Below are 19,900 nucleotides of genomic sequence, written 5' to 3'. Positions count from 1 at the left end.
CGGGCCAGGTCCCGGGCGGCGGGTGCCGGCACGCTGGCGCGATGCCTGTCGTCGTGGGCGACGGGTGTCGCCGACCCGCGCCTCCTCGTCATTCGGGGTACAGATCGTGTGACGCGTGTGACTGGAGTCATGTCGTGCATCCCCCTGTGAACCCCCGACTGGGGACAAGCCGATGACGAGAAACCTTGATGTGCGGGTTTACCCTTCCCGGTTCCGCCCGTAGGCTGATCAGGTTCCCCACCCCCGACGACCGTCGATCCGACGCGTCCTGCGGGCTCGGGGCCGACCACAGATAGGTGCTCTTCCGTGACTTCGCCCGTGACCCTGCCCCGCCGACAGGGCGCCGCCGCCGCCGTGGCGACGGTGCTGCTCAGCCTCACGCTCGTCGTGTCGGGCACGGTGCTCGGGGCCTCGCCCGCGCAGGCCGCCTCGTACCCGTCGTGGGACGACGTCCAGGCCGCCCGGTCGAGCGAGTCGGCGAAGGCTTCCGAGGTCAGCCGCATCCAGGGGCTGCTCGACCAGCTCGCGAGCGACGCCACCACCGCCCAGGCCGAGGCCGAGCGTCTCGGGGCCGAGTTCGAGCAGGCCCAGGCCGATGCCGACGCCGGCGCCGCCAAGCTCGCCGAACTGCAGTCGCAGGCCGACGAGAAGGCCGCGGTGGCCGACGCCAGCGAGCAGCGCGCCGGTCAGGTCTCGGCCCAGCTCGCCCGCACGGGTGGCGGCAACGTGTCGTCGCAGCTCGTGGGCGACACCGAGCAGGCCGACGACCTGCTCTACCGACTCGGCGCGATGAGCAAGCTCACCGAGCAGACGGACGGCATCCGTCAGCAGGCCGTGAACGACCGCAACGTGGCACAGTCGCTGTCCGACCAGGCCAAGGTCGCCTCGGACGCGCTCGTGAAGCTGCAGGGCGCCGCCCAGGTGTCGATGGACGAGGCGCAGGCCGCGTCCGACGCCGCCGCGGCCGCCGTCGCCGCCCAGCAAGAGAACGAGTCCCGCCTCCAGGGTCAGCTCGCCGTGCTGCAGGACCAGAGCCTGCAGACCGAGGCCGACTACGCCACCGGCGTCGAGGTCGCACGTCAGGCCGAAGAGGCCCGCAAGGCCGCGGCGGCCGCCGAGGCCGCCCGCCAGGCGGAGGCCCTCCGTCAGCAGCGCGCCGCGGCTGCCGCTGCCGCCGCTGCCCGGCCCTCGACGCCCTCCGCTCCCGCACCCGCTCCGTCGACCGGCGGTGGTTCGTCCGGTGGTGGCGGTGCCTCGACCGGCTCGGGCTGGGTGCGACCCAGCGCCGGCTACATGTCGAGCGGCTACGGCATGCGCGTCAACCCGGTGACCGGCGTCTACCGCATGCACGACGGCATCGACCTGGCCCCCGGCTGCAACAGCCCCATCTACGCCGCGACCTCGGGCACGGTGACGTTCGCCGGTCAGGCGAGCGGCTACGGCAACTACATCCAGGTCAGCCACGGCGGCGGCGTCTCCACCGCATACGGCCACATCGTCAACGGCGGCATCAAGGTGTCCCGCGGGCAGAGCGTCGTCGCGGGCCAGTTGATCGCGCTCGTCGGGTCGACCGGCAACTCGACCGGTTGCCACCTGCACTTCGAGACCCGCGTGGGCGGCGCCTCGACCAACCCCGTGCCGTTCATGTCGGCACGCGGCGTCCGTCTGTAGCACGTCCGTCGGGTCCCGCCCGAGGGGGCAGAATCGTCTGGTGACGAACACCGCCCCCTCCGCCCTGCCCCCGCTGCACCTCGAACGCGTCGCCTTCGACGACCCCCGTGCCGTCGCCCTGCGCGACGCCATGGACGCCGAGATGACCGTCCGCTACCACCGCGACGTCGTCGAGCCCGTCGCCGTGGTCGAGGCGCGGAACGCCGCCCTCACGGTCCACCCGTCGAACGTGCTGGCCACCGTGCTGGTGGTCGCCGACGACGGTGCCGACGGCGGCACGCCCGTCGGCCACGCCCTCGTGCAGAGCCGGGACGGCGAATGGGAGGTCAAGCGCGTGATCGTCGCGGACGGTCAACGCGGCCGCGGCATCGGCCGTCTGCTGATGGCCGAGCTCGAGGCGGTCGCCCGCGAGGGCGGTGCACGCCGTCTCATCCTGCAGACCGGGGACCGCCAGCCCGACGCCGTGGCCCTCTACGAGAAGATCGGCTTCACCCGCATCCCGACCTACGAGCCCTACGTCACGACCATCCCGCAGTCGATCTGCTTCGAGAAGCCGATCGTCTGACGTCCGGCGGCCGACGCCCCCGAGGAGGCGCGGGTCGACACGACGACGCAAGGCGCGCCCCGGTCGCGTGACCGGGGCGCGCCTCCTGCGCTTCGTGGGCGGGCGGGCCCGTTGGGGCCGGGCGTCCCAGGTCGCCCGGAGCCGACGGACCGGCCCGCTCGCGGACTAGAGGCCGGCCGTCGAGCGGATCCAGCTCGCGCTCTGCGACAGCACGGCGTAGTTCGACCCGGCGCGGGTGTTCGCGCCCGGGTCGGCCTCGTCGCCGGTCGAGCAGACGGCCACGATCTGACCGTTCACGATCAGCGGTCCGCCCGAGTCGCCGTGGTTCGCCGCGCCGGTGGTGCCGTTCAGGTGCTGCGCGACCCCACCGTAGGCGTCGGTGCTGCGGCCGGTCAGGCCGACCGTCGCCTGGTACAGACCGTCGGACTGCACCGAGTTCGCGCGCAGGCCGTAGCCCATGATCGTGCCGCTGCCCGACGAGGTCGCCTGGAACCCGAGGTTCAGCGACGGGTAGCTGCCGAGGGTCTTCGACTGGCTCAGGTGCACGAGCGCGATGTCGCCCGCGGGGGCGGCGGCGACGCGGTCGACGGCGATCGCCGTGCCCGGGTTCGCCGTGCTGTTCGAGTGGTACACCTGCATCGAGGTGACGCCGTCGATGCAGTGGCGAGCGGTCAGCACCCAGCTGGCATTGATCTGCTCGCCCGTGCAGGCGTAGCTCGCGGTGCCTCCGGTCTGGAAGACCAGCTGCACGGCCCACGGCGTCGTGGGTGCCTTCTGGCCGCCGACGATGTCCGTCGACCGGATCGTGTTGTCGGGGCCGGCGGCGACGGCGGAGGTCGAGACTCCGAGCGATCCGACGGCGAGGGCCGCGGCGGTCAGGGCGGCGGCGACGAACTTCTTCATGTGGTTCCCCTTGGTTCGGGTGGTGCGTGTCGGGTGGTGCCGGCCGGGCGGTGCCGGCCGGGCGGTCCGGTGATCGCCGACCCGGTGGATCGGGCACGTGCCGCCTGGGTCGAGCTTCCGCCTGGCCCTCGTTCGGGGGCAAGTCGGCACTCTGGCCGACTTGACGTCGGGTGTTGCTCGTGGCAACAGAGGTGCTGCTCGCGGCGGATGCGGGCGGGCGGGTAGCGTGTGCGGGTGATCACGCGACGAGACGCCGCCCTGCGACTGGACATCCCCCTCGAGATGGCCAAGCGCCACGGCCTGCCGCCGAAGATGACGGTCGACGAGCTCGTCGCCATGGAACGGACGCCGCCGCCCTGGCTGGTGCAGTCCCGCGCGAACCGCACGGGCAAGCCGGTCTGGGTCGAGCTGGAGTGCGTCGTCTGCGGTTACCACGAGGCGGCTCGCCCCAAGAAGTGGTGGCCCGAGTACACCTACCTCAGCTGTGACGACCACGGGGCGGACGAGCTGCCCGAGCCCGAGCCGGGCGTCGTGCGGGCCGAGGTCGACGGCGTCGGCACCCGCTTCGTCGCCATCGTCGACGTCGCCCCCTGACCTGCGCGGCCTGCCCGGGAGGCGCGGCACGGGTCGGTCAGACCGTGTACTGCACCGAGACGGGCGGCTCGAGCCCGGCGAGCAGGTGCACGTACGCCTGGCGGGCGTCCTCGACGAGCAGTTGGCGCTGGATGTGCTGGTCGTGCCAGTCGACCAGGTCGTCGGGCGTGACGTCGTCGATGTCGTCGGCCACGAGGTAGCTGAACGCGTAGGCGCTGCCGTCGTCGTCGAGGGTCCGACGGTAGCCGAGGGTCTGGCGGCTCGTGGCGTCGACGAAGACCTCCCAGCCGGGATCGCTCGCGTCCGGCAGGGTGACGTCCACCACGGGGTGGGGGGCGCCGTGGGCAGGGGAGGCGAGTCTCGTGCCGAGGGTGGCTGTCCGCATCGTCGTGGCGGCCGGGCCTGCCGTGGCGAGATCGGCGGCTCGGGCGCCCCCGGGCCGCGACTCGTCCGGACCGGAAGCGCTCGTCACCGCACCTGCTGCCCGCGCCACGGCCGCGGCGCCGGCCAGCGAGGACTCGGGAGAGCTCGTGTCGATGCCTCGCACCACGTCGTGGTCGACCCGGGCGACGGCCCGCGCGAGCGCACCCTCGAACAGCTGCAGTCGTCGGGCCGTCGCCCGCAACCAGGCCTCGAGAGCGTCGCGTTCGTCGGGCGTGAAGGGCTCGGGCTCGAAGGAGTTCACCGAGAAGGACGCGGCCTCGACCGACCACTCCCACTCCAGCACGACACGGAGCAGCGCTGATCGGCGGGGCATGAGTGCGAGCGTCCCCTGGCGCAGCCCGGGCGAGAAGTGCAGTTCGGGTTCATCGAGCAGGTGCCGGACACCGGAGGCCGCGTCGGTCGAGGTGGTCGGCACCAGGAAGGCCACCCGGACCTCTCGCCAGGGCGCGGCCCGGACCGGAGGGGCGTCCTCGTCGCGCAGGATCGTCAGGCTGCGCGGCATCTCGGGCGGCAGGCTCGCCGGGGTGTCTGCGGGGTCGACGGGGTCTCGGTCGTTCGGTGCCATGGCCAGAGAATGCTGGCACGGCTCGATGCGAGCCGCCTGGACGAGCCGCCTGGACGAGCCGCCTGGACGAGCCGGGGTCGCAGGGTCGTCAGAACGACAGTTGGTCGACCGACGTGAGCGGCACCCACCCCTCGCGGATGCCGTCCGGCGGCTCGATCGTGGGCACGGGCCGCAGGGTGTCGGCCTCGGCGAGCTGCGCGAGGTCGAAGCCGGTCATCTCGGCGATGTCGCGGACGGGCACCTGGTAGGTGCGGTACGGCCCGAGGGGCGGTGGGTCGCCCTGCTCGTGCGCGCGGGCGAACGCGGCCTCGAGGTCGACGCCCTCGAGTTCGGGGGACTGGTCGAGCAGGTACGCCGCCGTGCGCAACGAACCACCGTCCGACGTCGTCCACGCCGCGATCTTAAAGAACCGGCGCGGCAGGCGGATGCCACGGTAGGGGGCGTCGTCGTCGAGCAGCACGGGCGCCGTGAAGACCGTCAGCCGCTGCCGATGCGTGGAGGCGTACCGCAACACCTGGTCTTCGAGGCCGAGCCAGAGTTCTTTCGACTGGTTGAACTCGGCGGCTTGCGGTGCGGCGTTGGTGAAGCTGAAGGTGTCGACGTTCGCGCGGGCCGCGACGGCCGGCTCGCCCCAGACCGGGTCGCGCCGGCGGACCAGGTGCCCCCGGTCGAGGTCGTTCGAGGCGTAGACCTCGGGCCCCGTCTGCTCGTCGTCGGGCACGCGCTCGTCGAGGTGCCAGTCGTCGCCTCGGCCCAGGTCGAGCAGCGACGACCCGTCGATGTTGACCGCCGTCAGGGCGGCCAACCGCCGGACGGGGTCGAGCAACACCGTGAAGTGGACGTAGGGCAGCTCGCGCACGGTCGCGTGGAGGGCCGGCAGGGGCACGTCGACCGTGAGGAACGACGAATCGTACCCCGCACGGTCGAGCCCGCCGGGGTTCGCGGTGGTGGGGTCGTCTGTGGTGCTCATGGGCGCCTCCGGCAGGTCGTCGTTCTCGTGGGGCCATCCTGCCCACGACCCCTGACATCGGTCCGGTCGGCGACGCGACAACGCGAAGGAGGCGCGGTGCGGGGGTCACCCGCACCGCGCCTCCTCGGGTGCTCACGTCGGCCGTCGGGCCGGTGCCGGCCAGCGAGGGCTCAGCCCGCCAGCGCCGGCCGGCGAGTGCTCAGCCCGCGAGGACTCAGTCCGCCAGGATCGTGTAGAGCGCGCGGCGGGCTTCGTCGAGCTTGGCGGTGGCGGCGGCCCGCTGGGCCTCGCTGCCGTCGTGGTGGAACTGCTTCACGACGCCCATCAGCTTCATCAGGCTGGTCTGGAACTCGCGGTCGGTGTCGCTCGCGTCGTCGGCCGTCGCGGCCCAGGCCTTCTCGATCTCGTCGGCGTGCTCGGCCACGTAGGCCCGGCCCGCCTCGGTCAGCGTGAAGACGCTCTTGGTCGCGGCCTCGTCGGACGAGATGAGTTCTTCGTCGACGAGCTGCTGCAGCGTGGGGTAGACCGAGCCGGGGCTGGGCTTCCAGGCGCCGTCGGTGCGCTCGGCGATCGCCTTGATCAGGCCGTAACCGTTCGACGGGGCGTCGGACAGCAGCGAGAGGATGGCGAGGCGCACGTCGCCGCGTCGGGCCCGGCCGCGTCCTCCGCGGCCCGGCCCGAAGCCGCCGGGGCCGAAGCCCGGGCCGCCGGGGCCGAAACCGGGGCCGAAGCCGCCGAAGCCGGGGCCGGGGCGGAACCCGCGGCCGAACGGACGGCCGAAGCGGCCGTGACCCTCGCCGCGGCCGGGGAGGTCGCGTCGGGCGTCGGTGAAGTCGTGGTGCTGGCGACGGGGGTCGCCGTGGTTCTCGGGGGTGAAGTCGGTACCCATGGGGTACTCCTCTCGGGTCAGGGGGAAGAAGTCGAGATCACGACGTCCTGTCGCGATGTGTCAAAGATATGTCGTTGACTATCGCGAGTCAAGACCGCGACGAGAACTCGTGCAAAAGAAAGGAGGCGCATCCCGGGTGGGATACGCCTCCTTCGGTCGTGAGGTCAGCTCGCGGGCTGCACCCCGAACGCCGAGGCGAGCTTCTCGATCTTCTGGGCCCGGCCGAGGCGGGGCAGGTCGCTGCCGTCGCGGATGACCCGGCCGCGGCCCTCGAAGTCGGCGAGGAAGTCCTGGGCCCAGGCGACGTCGGACGGGGTGGGGCTGATGACCTCGTTGATCACGGGCAACTGCTCGACGTCGAGGCAGAGCTTGCCGGTCAGGCCGAGGGCGACGGCGACCCCGGACTGCTCGCGCAGGACGGGGTGGCTGCTGCCCACCGTCGGGCCGTCGATCGGGCCGGGCAGTCCGCCGATGCGGCTGGCCACGACGAGGCGCGAGCGGGGGTAGGCCATGGCCAGGTCGTCGGCGCTGGTGCCGGTGTCGCGACGGTAGTCGCCGCTGCCGAACGCAAGACGGAACGCCCCGCGGGCCTTGGCGATGGCGGGGCTCTCCTCGATGCCGAGGGCCGACTCGACGAGCGCGAGCACCGGCACCGCACCTCCGAGTCGGTCGAAGGTCTCGGTGACGTGCTCGGGGGCCTCGGTCTTGGCGAGCATGACGCCGTGCAGTCCGGGCAGGCCCATGAGGGCGTCGACGTCGTCGGACCAGAAGTCGGTCGAGCGGTCGTTGATGCGCACCCACGCCTCGCCGCCGCCCTTCAGCCAGGCGACGACGTCGTCACGTGCCGCGGGCTTGCGGGCCGGGTCGACCGCGTCCTCGATGTCGAGGACGATCTGGTCGGCGCGTGACGCCTGCGCCGAGTCGAAGCGGTCGGGCGCGGTGCCGGGGACCAGCAGCCACGACCGGGCGATGTCGGGCTTGGGTCGCGTGCGGCCAGCCGCCGGGGCCCGGCGGGCCGTCGCCGCGGGGTCGGTCGCGGTCGGGTCGGAGGGGATCTGGCTGGTGTCGGTCATGACGTCGTCGTCCTTCGTCGCTCGGCGGTCCCGTCCACGCTACCGGCTCGCCCGGTCCCGTGAGTCCTCCGGGTGAGGGCGGGGGCTCCCGGCCCGGGGTGCTGTTCGGGCGTAACGTTCAGGAGGATCACAGATCCAGGGAACGACCCCACCGACAGGAGTGAGCCATGACCGACGCGAACGATCCGCGGCGCGACCGCCCCGACCACGAGGGACGCGATCCCCGGCACGGCGACGAGAACGACGCCCCGCGGTCCGACGAGACCGGCGAGACGGTCGAGCAGACCGAGGTGCCCTACGGCTCCGAGGTGCCGACCCAGCAGCCCCCCGCCGTCGACTTCGGCGGCGACGCCCCGACGCAGCAGCAGCAGCCCGCCGTCGACTTCGGTTCCGACGCCCCGACGCAGCAGCAGCCCGCCGTCGACTTCGGTTCCGACGCCCCGACGCAGCAGGCCCCGATCGCCGACGCCGAGGACCGCCCGGTCGTGGCCGAGACCCGTGCGACCGGCGACGCGTCCGGCGCTCCCGCCCCGTCCGACGAGGAGGCGCTGCCCGAGTCGGTGCCCGCCGAGTACGTCCCCGGCGACACGGCGTCCGACCGACCCGCCGACGCCGACTCGTCGACCGACGCCGACGGGCGCGACACCGAGGTCCTCTCCGAGTCCGACCGGGACGCGGCTTCGGCCGGCCGTCCCACCGAGGCGATCCCCATGGTGGCTCCGACCGAGCCCGCCCAGCGGGCCTGGTCCGCCTCCACCGACGGCACGCGCCGTCCGCTGCACGACGACGAGGCCCTTCGCGCGGCCGAGGCCGCCCGCGCCGGAGACCCCGCCACGGGTGACCGGGGTGACGACACGGCCACCGCGGCGTCCGCGGCCGCGGCGACCGGCGCCTCCTCGTCGTCGCACGACGGGTGGGTCGACGACCGCTCGGACGCCGAGCGCGACGCCACCGACCGCGCCGCGGCCGAGCGTCAGCCCTCGTTCGGTCAGGACGCACCCACCGCCGTCGCGCCCACCGCCGCAGCAGCAGGAGGCGCGGCTGCGGGTGCCGCCGCCGGTCGCGACACCGGCTCCCACGCCTACCCCCTGATCAAGGACTCCGGCATCGACCACGTGTCGGTGCGCCGTGAGTTGCTCGCCCAGCAGAAAGAGGAGTTCGGCGGCATCCGCTTCGGCGCCGGCCTGCTCGGCTGGTTCGCGGCGACGGGCTTCGGCCTCGTCATGATCACGATCTTCGGCGGCGTCCTCGCGGCCTGGGGTGGGGTCGCCTCGGGCTCGACCGCGATGACCGACCTGCGCAGCTTCACGGCCGACAACGCCGACGTGCTGGCGCTGACCTCGGGCATAGTGGTGCTCGCGATCATCTTCTTCGGGTACCTCATCGGCGGGTACACGGCGTCGCGCATCGCCCGCTTCAGCGGCTTCAAGCAGGGGCTCGCGACCTGGCTCTGGGGTGTGGTCATCACGATCGTCCTGGCGATCGTCGTGGGCGTCGTCGGGACCCAGTCCGGTGACTCGTCGTCGCCGAACCCGTTCGTGCCCTCGATGGACGACCTGCAGTCGTCGTCCCTCGCCGGTCTGATCGGCCTCGCCCTCGTGGTCGTGTTGAGCTTCGCCGGTGCCGTCCTCGGCGGCCTGCTGGGCCAGCGGTACCACCGCAAGGTCGACCGCTTCTTCTCCGAACAGGACTGAGCGTCGCGAGGGGGCGTCCCTTCCGGGTCGCCCCCTCGCCCCATCCGACGCGGCCCGGGCGTCGAACACCGATCAACCCCGCCGGGCAGCACAGACAAGGACCATTCATGCGCACCCCCCACCGTTCCCCCCTCGGCCGCGGCGTCCTCGGCGTCGTCGCCACCGGAGCCCTCGTGTTCTCGCTCGCGGCCTGTGCCTCGACCTCGGACTCCGAGAGCAACAACACGGCCCCGACGCACCCCGTGAACCAGACCCGCGAACCGGGCCCGGGCGAGAGCCTGTTGCCCCAGGCGACGATCCCGGACCTGTCGAACGGCGTCGACACGCAGGTCGCCGTCGACGCGTCGTTCGTCGAGGCCCTCACGACCCTCGGTCTCACGCCGGGCGTGGTCGGCACCGCGACGTTCACCGACGGCACGTTCTCGTTCCCGATCACGGGCGGACACGTCGACTACTTCGGCCCCGACAGCGAGATCCGTCCCTACGTGCAGGGCGAGATCGACCACGACGGCTCGGGCCTCTCGCTGACCGCGGCCGACGGCACCGTCGTCGAACTCACCGACTTCCGCATCGACCCGGGTGAGTCGAAGCTCTACGGCACCGTCACCGCCAACGGCACCGTCGCCGCCGAAGACGCCTACCTGTTCAACCTCTGGGGTGGCACCCTGAAGCCCCTCGAGGTCGTCGACGGCAACGCCGTGCTCGAGGGCACGACAGTCCACGTCAGCCCCGACGCGGCCGAGCTGCTGAACGAGACCTTCAAGACCGACGCCGTCCAGGACGAGATGCTCGTCGGCGTCGCGAAGATCACCGCCGCGACGGAGTAGAACCGAACCACGGCGTGATCCGGTACGTACCGGATCAGCCTCGAACCCGGTTTCGAACCATGAACCCAGTTTCTTCTGGGTTCATGGTTCGAAACCGGGTTTTTGGGCACCAGCCAGGATTGAGACACCTCGACAACTAAGTTTCGGGCTGCCGAAACCTTGCTAGGGTCGAGGAATGAGTTCGACCGACACCCGCCGTGCCGACGCCGACCCGCCGCGCGACGGCCGTCCCCCGCAGGTCGTCCACGCGCGGCCGCGCGGCACCCTGCTCGGCCCGGCGTTCGTCGCCGCGATCGCCTACGTCGACCCGGGCAACGTCGCCGCGAACCTCACCGCGGGGGCGTCGTACCAGTACACGTTGCTCTGGGTGCTCGTGCTGGCGAACGCCATCGCCGTGCTCGTCCAGTACCTGTCGGCCAAGCTCGGCATCGTCACGGGGCGCTCGTTGCCCGAGGTGATGGGCACGCGCCTCCGTCGTCGGCCCCTCCGGCTCGCGTACTGGGGGCAGGCCGAGCTGGTGGCGGCCGCGACCGACGTCGCCGAGATCATCGGTGGCGCCCTCGCGCTCCAGCTCTTGTTCGGCGTGCCGCTCGTCGTCGGCGGCCTGATCACCGGTCTCGTCTCCCTCGGCCTGCTGATGCTCACGAGGTACCGCCGCGGCCGGGTCTTCCAGACCGTGGTCATCGCCCTGCTGGCCGTCCTCACGCTCGGCTTCTGCGCCGGACTGCTCTTCGCCCCGCCCTCGGCGGGCGGCATGCTCGCCGGTCTCGTGCCTCGCTTCGAGGACAGCACGGCGGTGCTGCTGGCCGCCTCGATGCTCGGCGCGACGGTCATGCCGCACGCGGTCTACCTCCACTCCGCCCTCACCCGCGACCATCACGGAGTCGTCGCCGAGGGCGCCGACCGGGCCCGCGTCCTGAAGGCCACGCGCTGGGACGTCGTCCTCGCGCTGCTGGTCGCCGGCGGCGTGAACATTGCCATGCTCGTGCTCGCGGCCTCGACCCTCTCGGGTCAGGACGGCACCGACACGATCCCCGGGGCGCAGCGAGCGATCGCCGCGGCTCTGGGGCCGGTGATCGGCGTCCTGTTCGCCGTCGGCCTGCTCGCATCGGGTCTCGCGTCCACCTCGATCGGGGCGATGGCGGGTGCCGAGATCATGAAGGGCCTGCTGCACGTGCAGGTGCCGCTCATGGTCCGGCGGGTCGTGACACTGATCCCGGCCCTGGTGCTGCTCGCGACGGGCATCAGCCCGACCTGGTTGCTCGTGCTCAGCCAGGTGGTGCTGAGCTTCGGCATCGCCTTCGCGCTGGTACCGCTCGTCGTCGCGACGAGCGACCGGTCACTCATGGGCACGGGCGTCAACGCCGTGGGGACGCGGGTCGCCGGATGGGCGGCCGTGGTGGTCGTCGTCGCGCTCAACCTCGTGCTGATCGGGCTGACCGTCTCGGGGGCATGAAGGCAAGGGCGTGAGGGGCGGGGTCGACGCGACCGGCGCCTCCTGCGTTCTCGACCCCGCCCGCGCCTCCTGCGTCCTCGACGCGACCGGCGCTCTCAGCGGCGGGCGTCGCCGGTGGTGGACTCGATGTGCGGGCCGTCGTCGGGCTCGTCGCCGGCCGCGGCCTTCTCGGCCTGACGACGGTCGAAGGCCGCCTGCATCGACTCGGCGTGGTCGGTCTTGGCCTTCGCGAGGGCCTCGTCGTCACCGCGCATGGTCGCCGCGGTCGAGCGCAGGCGCGCCCCGACGGCCTTGACGAAGTCGGCGGGGCTGGGGCTGAAGTCGTCGCTCTCGTCGCCGTCGCCGGCGTCGACGTAGTGGTGCAGCTCGTCGCCCTCGTCGTGTCGGATCGGCTGCTGGGCGTGCTCGACGCAGAGCTTGGCGACCTCCTCGGCGTGGGCGTGCATGACGGAGTGGGCGGCGCCGGGCATCTCCCACAGGCGGGACGAGGGCAGCAGCTCGCCGACGCGGCGGACCCACTCGCGCGGGGCGACGGCGTCGTGCTCACCACGGATGACCAGGGTGTCGGCGGCGATCTGCGGCAGGTGCTGCTCGATCGGGTACGTCATCATCTTGGGCAGGATGCGCGAGAACCAGCGCACCCCACAGAGCACGTAGGCGCTCAGGGCCAGGAACTTCACCCGGCCGGGTTCGTGCCACGCGGCGCGGGCGAATCGCACCGCCTGTTCGAGCACGTGGCGGTGAGCCGGATCGATCACGGGCCCGATCAGCACGACGGTCGACAGGTCGGGCCGGCGGGCGGCGAGGTCGACGACGATCTGCGTGCCCATCGAGTGCCCGACGACGACCGGGTCGTCAAGCCCGAGCTCGTCGATCGCGGTGCCGACCAGGTCGGCGTACTCGCGGATGGTGAGGGCGTGGCCCGGGTGCGGCACCCCGGCGAAGCCCGGCAGGTCGAGGGCGTGCACCGGGCCGAACTCGTTCAGGTTCGGCGCGAGGCGTTCGAAGTAGTCGGACGAGACGCCGATGCCCGGCACGAGCACGAACGGACGCTCGCCGGTGTCGCCGATCGTGTTGACCCGCACGTAGAGGTCGTCCCGCTCGACGCGGCGGACGGTGACGTTCGTGTCGACGTCGCCCGAGCGCGAGGCGTCGCGGGCGGCCGCGCGGCGGGCCGAACCGGCGTGGCGACGTCGAGGGGTCATCGGATCAGTGTGGCACGGCGGGCTCGGAGCCCGACGCGGTGGCGTGGCGTCCGCTCCCGTGCCGAGCGGGCGCATCGGGTCGGCACCGCCCGGCCGCGCCTCGCGTCAGACGGAGGCCACGACGCCGTCCAGTGCACGCAGGTTGCGCCGCAGGATCAGCGAGAGGGCGAGCGCCGACGCGGGCCCGGCGGCACGCATCCACCAGGCGGCGGGGCGCCAGACGACGCGGATGTCGAGCGTGACGCGGTCGTCGTCGTGGCGGCGCACGCGGTAGCTCTCCCAGCCGCGCTGGGGGTGGCCGACCAGGGCGGCGTGGCCGAAGCCGATCTCGGTCTCGGACCGCACCACGGCGAACACCCGGCAGGCGACCGATGGGTGCAGGGGGCCGAAGGTGACGCCCCAGACGCTCGTCGCGCCGACGGTCACCCGGTCGGGCACCTCGAGTGGCACGAAGCCCGAGCCGCGATGCACCTGCCAGTGCAGCACGGCGTCGCCCGCGGCGTCGAAGGCGGCCCGGCCGTGGCCGATCACCCGGCTGCGGGTCGTGACGTGGAACCCGGCGGGCGGCGGGCCGTCGAGGGTCGGCTCGCCGTCGAAGGCGTAGCCGTCGCCGAAGCGGCCCCGGGGTGAGCGGGTCGGGCGCGGCCGGGGTGATCGCGATCGGGACGGTCGCGACCGGGACGGGTGTGACGTCATGGGTCGACCCTGCCACGTCCCGGGCTCTCGCCGGGCATGATCGGACCGTGACCGACGCGACCGCCCCGACGCCGACCCCGCTCTCGACTCCGCCCACGGCCTACCTGATCCTGCACGGCTGGCAGAACCACCGCCCCGAGGGCCACTGGCAGCGGTGGCTCGCGGGCCAGCTCGAGGCCCGCGGGCACGTCGTGCGCTACCCGCAGCTGCCCGACGCCGACGAACCCACGCCCGCCGCCTGGGGCGCTGCGGTGCGACGCGAGCTCGACGGCCTCCCCGAGGACGTGCCGCTGACGGTGCTGTGCCACAGCCTCTCGTGCCTGCTCTGGCTGAGGCTGCAGGCCGGCGACGCACCTCCGCGGGCCGACCGGGTCGCGCTCGTCGCGCCTCCTTCGCCCGAGCTGATCGCCGGGCAGCCGATCCACGCGTTCGTGGCCGGCGACCTGTTCGACGGAGGTCGGCTCTCGCCCGGCGGGTCCGCCGAGGCGGTCGTCGTCGCCGGGGACGACGACGAGTGGCTGCCGCTCGGCCCGGTCGACACCTGGGAGGCGCGGGTCGACGCCCCGATCGTCGTCGTGCCCCGAGGCGGTCACCTCACCCCCGACTCGGGCTACGGCGAGTGGCCGGCCGTGCTGGCCTGGGCGCTCGGCGTGCCCGCGGCGGAGGCGTTCGGCTGATCCGCCGTGCGGTCACGACCGGCGGCCGACGGAGCTGCCGATCAGCAGCGCGACGAGGGCGAGCCCGGAACAGCACAGCATGACCGGGTTCAGGGTCACGGCCGCCCACGTGCCGAGGTCGGCCTGGGCGGCGGACAAGAGCGGAGAGGCCGAGACCGTGACCACGGTGACGGCGCCCAGGGTCCCCGAGGCCCAGAGGAGGACGGCCTCGGATGAGGCGATCGCCCGGAGGGTCGCCGGGGTGGCTCCCGCGGCCAGCAGTGCGCGTCCCGCGTCTCGGCGGATCGGGGACGACAGGCTGAAGAGGAGTGCACCCGCGACCGCTGCGAGGACGGCGGGCGCCGCGGCCAGACCGGTCACGGCCGACCAGTTGATCGTCGCGTCCGACGAGGTGAGCGATCCGAGCGTGCGAAGCGCCTCGTCGCCCGCCAGGAAGACGGCGGTGAGCCCGCCGGGGACGGCGACGCCGACCATCGGCACCGAGAGGCCGGCCCCGTCTCGGCGGACACCGTCCGCGACGGCCCGGAAGGCGAGTCGGGGGACGTTCCACCGAGTGCCGGTCAGGGCCCGATCGAGCCCGGCGGTGACGAGGCGGCAGGCCGCGGGACCGATCGTCGACGCGGCGACGGAGCCGAGGACGACGAGGAGGAGCGACCAGGGCACCAGCCCGGCCACGTCGTCGTCCCTGGTCGGAGTGGACGGCATCAGGGCCAGGAGCGCCACGACGGCCGCGGCGGGGATCGCGCAACCGAGCACGCGGCCGAGCCTCGCCCGTCGCGGACGCGGCGGGAAGCCTCTCGTCGCGCCGACCAGCGCCGGAGTCAGCGACAGGGCGACGACGACCGGAGTACCGACGGTGACCAGCGGACCCGTGGTGAGGGCGAGGGAACCCCAGGGGGTGGTCAGCGGGTCGAGGGCCGTGGCGGTGACGATGACGATCGCGAGACCCCCGGTGGTGGCCACGACGGTCACGACGGCCGTCTCCAGGGCGATGAGGGTGCGCCCCTGCCACGGCAGGACGCCCAAGGGCACCAAGGCGAGACGGGTCGGGTCGAACTGTGACTGGGTCAGCCGTGACACGGCGGCGAGGCACGTCGTGCCGGCGACGACGGCCATGAACGCCGCAGGAGTGGTCCACGAGCGGACGATGCCTCCGAGGGGGGCGGGCGCACCGCCGGCCGACTCGACACCGGTCAGGGTGAGGCCGGCGACGACGGTGGTGACCAGGACGACGGCGGCGTAGGCGAACCAGGTGCCCCGGTCGGTCACGAGCGTGCGCAGGAATGCCCGGACGAGACGAGCGAGGCCGATCATCTCTCGCTCTGAGCGTCGTGCACGGCTCGCATCCGCCGGCGGATGTCCGACGCCATCGTCGGGCCTGGATGCGTGACGACCTGCCCCTCGGTGATCGCCGCGACGGCGTCGACGCTCGCGGCGAGCTCGAGATCGTGGGTGACCAGCACCGTGCCGCACCCCGCGGCCGCGAGCGCGCGGATGCCGTCGACGACGTCGGCGCGGCTCTCGGCGTCGAGGCTCGAGGTCGGTTCGTCCAACGTCGCGAAGGGTGCTCGCTGGGCCAGCACCCGGGCGAAAGCGACTCTCTGCCGCTCGCCGCCGGACAGCTCGTCGGGTCGTCGGTCTGCCAGTCGGGTCAGGCCGAGGTCCGCGAGGGTCGACCGGGCGGTGGATCGCGACCTCGGGATGCGGCGGAGGTCGAGGGCGACCTGCAAGTTGTCCAAGGCCGATAACGACGGAACGAGGCCGCCGTCCTGCAGGACGATGCCGAACAGCTCACGCCGTCGGCGAGCGAGCCGGGACGGGGACAGGGAGGTGAGATCGAGGTCGTCGACGAAGACCCGGCCCGAGGAAGGGCACTGGAGGCCCGTCAGGCACCGGAGCAGAGAGCTCTTGCCGCTGCCGGATGCGCCCACGAGAGCCGTCGTGGACGACCTGGCGATCTCGAGCGTGGGGGCGACCACCACGAGTCGGCGCCCGTACCGGATCTCGATGTCCGCCAGCCGTAGCCGATTCGCCTCGTGCATCACACCAACCTACCGTGACATGTCAAACCGTCATGTCACGACGAACCGCCTGAAGCGGGGCAGGGCCGTGGTCGTCGTCGCCGGGCTTACGCGTCCGGCGCGAGGAAGGCGGCAGCGGCGCGTGACAGGTAGGCCGGGTCGTCGGCGCCGCACAGCTCGCGGGCCGAGTGCATGCCGAGCAGCGGGATGCCGACGTCGATCGTGCGGATGCCGAGCCGCGTCGCCGTGATCGGCCCGATGGTCGAGCCGCACGGCACCGAGTTGTTCGAGACGAACTCCTGGAACGGCACACCGGCCTGCTCGCACGCCCGCGACCACTCGGCCGCCCCGAGCCCGTCGGTGGCGTAGCGCTGATTGGCGTTGATCTTGAGCAGCGGCCCGCGGTTGACGACCGGCTGGTTGACCGGGTCGTGACGCTCGGGGTAGTTCGGGTGCACGGCGTGCCCGGCGTCCGCGCTCAGGCACCACGACCCGGCGAGGGCCCGGCGGTGGTCGGTCGTCGTCGCCCCGAGACCGGCCGAGACCCGGGCGAGCACGTCCTCGAGCAGCGGCCCGGCGGCACCCGAGGGCGTGGCCGACCCGACTTCTTCGTGGTCGAACGCCGCGAACACGGCGACGTGGTCGAGTTCGACGCCCGCCGTCGCGGTCTCGATCAACGCCACGAGACCGGCGTGGGTCGACGACAGGTTGTCCATGCGGCCGGCGGCGAACAGCTCGCCGGAGAGCCCCAGGACCGCAGGAGGCGCGGTGTCGGCCACGACCACGTCGTACCCGGTCACGTCGGCTCCGGTCAGCCCGGCCAACCCGGCGAGGTGGCCGAGGACGTCGGCCTCGTCGAGCGGCCCCGCCCCGACCACGGGGTTCAGGTGGCGCTGGGGGTCGAGCTTGAGGCCGTCGGCGTTGACGCCACGGTCGAGGTGGACGGCGAGCTGCGGGAAGCGCAGCAGCGGCCCGGTCCGCACGAGGTGCGTCTCGCCGCTGCGGCTGACCAGCCGACCGGCGAACTCGAGGTCGCGGTCGAGCCACGAGTTGAACAACGGGCCGCCGTAGACCTCGACACCGGCCTGCAGCCAGCCGCGGGTGCCGGTGGTGGGCTTGGGCTTCAGCTTGAAGCCGGGGGAGTCGGTGTGCGCCCCGACGACGCGGAACGGCGTCGTGGCCGTCGCCGTGGCGGGCTCGATCCAGGCGATGACCGCGCCGTCACGCACGACGTAGCGACGCCCCGGGCCGGTGGGCCACTCGGCGGTCTCGTCGAGGGCGGTGAACCCGGCGTCGTCGAGCCGACGGGCGGCCTCGGCCGCGGCGTGGAAGGACGAGGGAGAGGCCTGGATGAAGCGGGCGAAGTCGTCGAGGTGGGGGCGCGTGTCAGTCATCCCCACCAGCATGCACCACCCCGTCGCCGCTGAGACCCCAGGAAGTCGCCGAGACCCCGGCGCGCGCATAGGGGTCTCGGTGACTTCCTAGGCTCTCGCCGAAGGTCAGCGGCCGCCGCTGCCGCCGCGGTTCGCGCCGATGTCGCCGCGGTGGGCGTTCGCCTCGGGATCGGCCGAGTGCGGGTCCTCGTCGTCGACGGTCAGGGCGGCGTCCTGCTCGCCCGAGACGCCCCCGGGGCTCACGGCGACGTACCCGTCCTCGCCCGAGTGACTGCCGCCGAGCGGCTGCGTGACGTCGCCGTCGGGTGTCGCGTCGCCCGACCCGGCGGGCTCTCCCTGCGTGTCGGTCGGGCCCGACCCGTGGGTCGCCCGGTGCGTCTCGATCGCGGCGGCCTCCACGGCCGCCTGGTCGAGCGCGTCGCCGTGGCCGAGCTCGTCGTCCGGTCCGTGCGGGTCGGGGTTCGTGCGGGCGTCGCTCATCGGGGAGTCCTCTCGTGGTGGGCCTCCGAGGCTAGGCGCACCGCGCCTCCTCGTCCGGACGGCGTCGGCAGGTGGCGGCCGGACGCGTCACGGCGCGGTCGGCAGCACCGCGGCCCAGAGGTGGAACAGGGCGTAGGCGCGCCAGGGCGACCACGCCGCCCCGGCGACCTCGGCCTGCTTCGTCGTCAGGCCGCCCATCACGCGCCGCAGCACGAGGTCGCCCGCGGGCCAGGCGTCGCGGTCGCCGAGGGCACGCACCGCGAGGTACTCGACCGTCCACGGGCCGATGCCGGGCACGGCGAGCAGGCGTCGACGCGCGTCGGCGTGGTCGACGTCGGGCGCGATCACGAGCCCGTCGGCGACGACCTCGGCCAGGGCGTGGATCGTCCGCGCCCGACTGTTCGTCACCCCGACCGCGGCCCGCAGCTCGTCGACGTCGGCGGCCGCCAGTCGCTCGGCCCGGGGGAAGCGCGTGAGGCCCGTCCCCGCGACCGGATCGCCGTAGGCCGCCACGAGCCGCCCGGTGAAGGTGCGCGCCGCGGCGAGCGAGACCTGCTGCCCGAGCACGGTCATCGCAGCCGTCTCGAACCCGTCGGGGTTGCCCGTCACGCGGATGCCCGGACGCGCCGCGACGAGCGGCCCGAGCACCGGGTCGTCGGCGAAGCCCCGCTCGACGTCGTCGAGGTCGGTGTCGAGGTCGAGCCACGTCCGCACGAGGCGTCGGGCCTCGTCGACCGTCGCCTGCGTCGGCAGCACGCCGTCGGGCCCGGTCACCGTCACGTCGACCCCGGTCGACGTGAACGACAGGTCGAGACGGTAGGAGGCGCGAGCGGCCCCCGAGCCCAGCTCGACCAGTCGCGCGTGCGACGCCGCGGCGACGTCGGTGGCTTCGGCCCCCGGCACGCTGTGCGCGGCCAGCAACCCCACGGCGTGGGCGTGGTCCCAGGCGCCGACGGGCTCGACGACGAAGCGCGCGACCGCCCCGTCGGATGCTGCCCCGGTGGGTGCCGCCCCGGTGGGTGCTACCCCGGTGGGTGCCGCCCCGTGGGCTGCCGCCGCGTCGGGCGGGGCCTCCGTCACGACCCGGCCGCCCGGCCGCCGCCGTCCGACACGGGCCGACCGTCCTCGCCCCACACCCCCGACGACCCGCGTCGGTGACTGTCGACGAGGTGCGTGTCGACGATGCCCGCGGCCTCCATCAGGGCGTGCATCGTGGTCGGCCCCACGAAGGTGAACCCCTTCGCCTTGAGCGCCTTCGAGAGGGCGAGCGACTCGGGCGACGTCGTCGGCACGTCGGCCATCGTGCGGGGCCGGGGCGTCTCGGCGGGCCGGAACGACCAGACGAAGTCCACGAGCCCGCCGTCGGCGCGCAGGTCGAGCGTCGCTCGCGCGTTGCGGATCGTCGCGTCGACCTTCAGCCGGTTGCGGACGATGCCCGCGTCGGCCATGAGGCGCTCTCGGTCGTCGTCGTCGAAGCGGGCGACCACCTCGGGGTCGAAGTCGGCGAACGCGGAGCGGAACGCCGGCCGCTTGCGCAGGATCGTCGCCCACGACAGCCCCGACTGGAACGCCTCGAGGCTCAGCCGCTCGAACAGGCCGCGCTCGTCGCGGACCGGCAGGCCCCACTCGGTGTCGTAGTAGTCGCGCAGCAGCGGATCGGTCGACGCCCAGACCGGCCGGGCCAGCCCGTCGTCACCGACCACGACGCCCGTGCCGGCCGGGCCCGACGGCGCCACGCCTGACGGCACCCCGCCCGACGGCACCACGCCGGGGCGC

The 19,900-nt window shown here is 73.4% G+C and carries 20 protein-coding genes; 7 read left to right on the top strand and 13 right to left on the bottom strand.

Annotated elements, in window-relative coordinates; translation table 11 throughout:
- The first annotated feature begins 306 nt into the window (after window positions 1-306).
- A complete protein-coding gene (locus SJY14_RS13680) occupies window positions 307-1,671 on the top strand; it encodes a peptidoglycan DD-metalloendopeptidase family protein (protein ID WP_396599153.1) in 1,365 nt (454 codons plus the stop codon).
- Between the two features lie 40 nt (window positions 1,672-1,711).
- Window positions 1,712-2,236 carry a GNAT family N-acetyltransferase gene (locus SJY14_RS13675; RefSeq protein ID WP_396599152.1) on the top strand — a complete coding sequence of 175 codons (525 nt, stop codon included), beginning with the start codon at window positions 1,712-1,714 and terminating at the stop codon, window positions 2,234-2,236.
- A 165-nt stretch (window positions 2,237-2,401) separates the two neighbouring features.
- Here the strand turns inward: SJY14_RS13675 and SJY14_RS13670 are convergent, their stop codons facing one another.
- Window positions 2,402-3,139 (bottom strand): trypsin-like serine protease, encoded by a 738-nt coding sequence (locus SJY14_RS13670; protein ID WP_071255121.1) that lies wholly within the window; start codon window positions 3,137-3,139, stop codon window positions 2,402-2,404.
- 234 nt (window positions 3,140-3,373) lie between these two features.
- On the opposite strand from SJY14_RS13670, the gene SJY14_RS13665 reads away from it, so the two are divergent.
- A complete protein-coding gene (locus tag SJY14_RS13665; protein WP_043596232.1) occupies window positions 3,374-3,733 on the top strand; it encodes a hypothetical protein in 360 nt (119 codons plus the stop codon).
- 37 nt (window positions 3,734-3,770) lie between these two features.
- Here the strand turns inward: SJY14_RS13665 and SJY14_RS13660 are convergent, their stop codons facing one another.
- The 4 genes from SJY14_RS13660 to SJY14_RS13645 form a co-directional block, all read right to left on the bottom strand.
- Window positions 3,771-4,742 carry a hypothetical protein gene (locus tag SJY14_RS13660; RefSeq protein ID WP_396599151.1) on the bottom strand — a complete coding sequence of 324 codons (972 nt, stop codon included), beginning with the start codon at window positions 4,740-4,742 and terminating at the stop codon, window positions 3,771-3,773.
- An 88-nt stretch (window positions 4,743-4,830) separates the two neighbouring features.
- Window positions 4,831-5,712 (bottom strand): DNA/RNA non-specific endonuclease, encoded by an 882-nt coding sequence (locus SJY14_RS13655; RefSeq protein ID WP_396599150.1) that lies wholly within the window; start codon window positions 5,710-5,712, stop codon window positions 4,831-4,833.
- A gap of 214 nt (window positions 5,713-5,926) precedes the next feature.
- Entirely contained in the window at window positions 5,927-6,601 is a 675-nt protein-coding gene (locus SJY14_RS13650; RefSeq protein ID WP_396599149.1) for a PadR family transcriptional regulator, read from the bottom strand.
- A 164-nt stretch (window positions 6,602-6,765) separates the two neighbouring features.
- Window positions 6,766-7,674 carry a CoA ester lyase gene (locus tag SJY14_RS13645; RefSeq protein ID WP_083396192.1) on the bottom strand — a complete coding sequence of 303 codons (909 nt, stop codon included), beginning with the start codon at window positions 7,672-7,674 and terminating at the stop codon, window positions 6,766-6,768.
- A gap of 167 nt (window positions 7,675-7,841) precedes the next feature.
- Here SJY14_RS13645 and SJY14_RS13640 point away from each other — a divergent pair, with 167 nt between their 5' ends.
- The 3 genes from SJY14_RS13640 (at window position 7,842) to SJY14_RS13630 (ending at window position 11,651) form a co-directional block, all read left to right on the top strand.
- A complete protein-coding gene (locus tag SJY14_RS13640; RefSeq protein WP_396599148.1) occupies window positions 7,842-9,368 on the top strand; it encodes a hypothetical protein in 1,527 nt (508 codons plus the stop codon).
- A 107-nt stretch (window positions 9,369-9,475) separates the two neighbouring features.
- Entirely contained in the window at window positions 9,476-10,195 is a 720-nt protein-coding gene (locus tag SJY14_RS13635) for a hypothetical protein (protein WP_071255128.1), read from the top strand.
- A 175-nt stretch (window positions 10,196-10,370) separates the two neighbouring features.
- Window positions 10,371-11,651: an Nramp family divalent metal transporter gene (locus tag SJY14_RS13630; RefSeq protein WP_396599147.1), complete on the top strand. Its 1,281-nt coding sequence runs from the start codon at window positions 10,371-10,373 to the stop codon at window positions 11,649-11,651.
- A gap of 95 nt (window positions 11,652-11,746) precedes the next feature.
- Here the strand turns inward: SJY14_RS13630 and SJY14_RS13625 are convergent, their stop codons facing one another.
- Together SJY14_RS13625 and SJY14_RS13620 are read right to left on the bottom strand one after the other, a co-directional pair.
- Window positions 11,747-12,856, bottom strand: a complete 1,110-nt coding sequence (locus SJY14_RS13625) for an alpha/beta fold hydrolase (protein ID WP_396599146.1) — start codon at window positions 12,854-12,856, stop codon at window positions 11,747-11,749.
- Window positions 12,857-12,961: 105 nt separating this feature from the next.
- Entirely contained in the window at window positions 12,962-13,552 is a 591-nt protein-coding gene (locus SJY14_RS13620) for a DUF1990 family protein (RefSeq protein WP_071255132.1), read from the bottom strand.
- Window positions 13,553-13,599: 47 nt separating this feature from the next.
- Here SJY14_RS13620 and SJY14_RS13615 point away from each other — a divergent pair, with 47 nt between their 5' ends.
- Window positions 13,600-14,229 carry an RBBP9/YdeN family alpha/beta hydrolase gene (locus tag SJY14_RS13615; protein WP_396599145.1) on the top strand — a complete coding sequence of 210 codons (630 nt, stop codon included), beginning with the start codon at window positions 13,600-13,602 and terminating at the stop codon, window positions 14,227-14,229.
- Window positions 14,230-14,241: 12 nt separating this feature from the next.
- Here SJY14_RS13615 and SJY14_RS13610 read toward each other — a convergent pair whose 3' ends face one another.
- The 6 genes from SJY14_RS13610 to SJY14_RS13585 all read right to left on the bottom strand — a co-directional run bounded on the left by SJY14_RS13610 (window position 14,242) and on the right by SJY14_RS13585 (window position 19,860).
- On the bottom strand, window positions 14,242-15,543 hold the full coding sequence (locus tag SJY14_RS13610; protein ID WP_396599144.1) for a hypothetical protein: 1,302 nt from the start codon (window positions 15,541-15,543) through the stop codon (window positions 14,242-14,244).
- Window positions 15,540-16,271 (bottom strand): ABC transporter ATP-binding protein, encoded by a 732-nt coding sequence (locus tag SJY14_RS13605; protein ID WP_396599143.1) that lies wholly within the window; start codon window positions 16,269-16,271, stop codon window positions 15,540-15,542. Before SJY14_RS13605 ends, SJY14_RS13610 begins: the two co-directional genes overlap by 4 nt.
- A gap of 86 nt (window positions 16,272-16,357) precedes the next feature.
- Window positions 16,358-17,644, bottom strand: coding sequence for a M18 family aminopeptidase (locus SJY14_RS13600; RefSeq protein ID WP_396599142.1), 1,287 nt, complete (start codon window positions 17,642-17,644; stop codon window positions 16,358-16,360).
- Window positions 17,645-17,749: 105 nt separating this feature from the next.
- Window positions 17,750-18,124, bottom strand: coding sequence for a hypothetical protein (locus tag SJY14_RS13595; protein WP_054144909.1), 375 nt, complete (start codon window positions 18,122-18,124; stop codon window positions 17,750-17,752).
- 87 nt (window positions 18,125-18,211) lie between these two features.
- Complete coding sequence (locus SJY14_RS13590) at window positions 18,212-19,204, bottom strand: DNA-3-methyladenine glycosylase family protein (RefSeq protein ID WP_396599141.1); 993 nt, start codon at window positions 19,202-19,204, stop codon at window positions 18,212-18,214.
- Window positions 19,201-19,860, bottom strand: a complete 660-nt coding sequence (locus SJY14_RS13585; RefSeq protein WP_083396222.1) for a DNA-3-methyladenine glycosylase I — start codon at window positions 19,858-19,860, stop codon at window positions 19,201-19,203. The genes SJY14_RS13590 and SJY14_RS13585 overlap by 4 nt, the downstream gene beginning before the upstream one ends.
- Window positions 19,861-19,900 lie beyond the last annotated feature (40 nt).

Origin of the sequence: Frigoribacterium sp. R86507, from assembly GCF_044597695.1 — a bacterium.
Taxonomy (GTDB): domain Bacteria; phylum Actinomycetota; class Actinomycetes; order Actinomycetales; family Microbacteriaceae; genus Frigoribacterium.
Note: the sequence above shows the minus strand (reverse complement) of the source record. Positions and strands in the feature narration are given on the sequence as shown.

What these genes read in the sequence shown, in the direction of transcription:
- SJY14_RS13670 (WP_071255121.1), bottom strand. Translation starts at nt 3,139, where the DNA reads ATGAAGAAGTTCGTCGCCGCCGCCCTGACCGCCGCGGCCCTCGCCGTC.
- SJY14_RS13660 (WP_396599151.1), bottom strand. Translation starts at nt 4,742, where the DNA reads ATGGCACCGAACGACCGAGACCCCGTCGACCCCGCAGACACCCCGGCG.
- SJY14_RS13655 (WP_396599150.1), bottom strand. Translation starts at nt 5,712, where the DNA reads ATGAGCACCACAGACGACCCCACCACCGCGAACCCCGGCGGGCTCGAC.
- SJY14_RS13650 (WP_396599149.1), bottom strand. Translation starts at nt 6,601, where the DNA reads ATGGGTACCGACTTCACCCCCGAGAACCACGGCGACCCCCGTCGCCAG.
- SJY14_RS13645 (WP_083396192.1), bottom strand. Translation starts at nt 7,674, where the DNA reads ATGACCGACACCAGCCAGATCCCCTCCGACCCGACCGCGACCGACCCC.
- SJY14_RS13640 (WP_396599148.1), top strand. Translation starts at nt 7,842, where the DNA reads ATGACCGACGCGAACGATCCGCGGCGCGACCGCCCCGACCACGAGGGA.
- SJY14_RS13635 (WP_071255128.1), top strand. Translation starts at nt 9,476, where the DNA reads ATGCGCACCCCCCACCGTTCCCCCCTCGGCCGCGGCGTCCTCGGCGTC.
- SJY14_RS13630 (WP_396599147.1), top strand. Translation starts at nt 10,371, where the DNA reads ATGAGTTCGACCGACACCCGCCGTGCCGACGCCGACCCGCCGCGCGAC.
- SJY14_RS13625 (WP_396599146.1), bottom strand. Translation starts at nt 12,856, where the DNA reads ATGACCCCTCGACGTCGCCACGCCGGTTCGGCCCGCCGCGCGGCCGCC.
- SJY14_RS13620 (WP_071255132.1), bottom strand. Translation starts at nt 13,552, where the DNA reads ATGACGTCACACCCGTCCCGGTCGCGACCGTCCCGATCGCGATCACCC.
- SJY14_RS13610 (WP_396599144.1), bottom strand. Translation starts at nt 15,543, where the DNA reads ATGATCGGCCTCGCTCGTCTCGTCCGGGCATTCCTGCGCACGCTCGTG.
- SJY14_RS13605 (WP_396599143.1), bottom strand. Translation starts at nt 16,271, where the DNA reads ATGCACGAGGCGAATCGGCTACGGCTGGCGGACATCGAGATCCGGTAC.
- SJY14_RS13600 (WP_396599142.1), bottom strand. Translation starts at nt 17,644, where the DNA reads ATGACTGACACGCGCCCCCACCTCGACGACTTCGCCCGCTTCATCCAG.
- SJY14_RS13595 (WP_054144909.1), bottom strand. Translation starts at nt 18,124, where the DNA reads ATGAGCGACGCCCGCACGAACCCCGACCCGCACGGACCGGACGACGAG.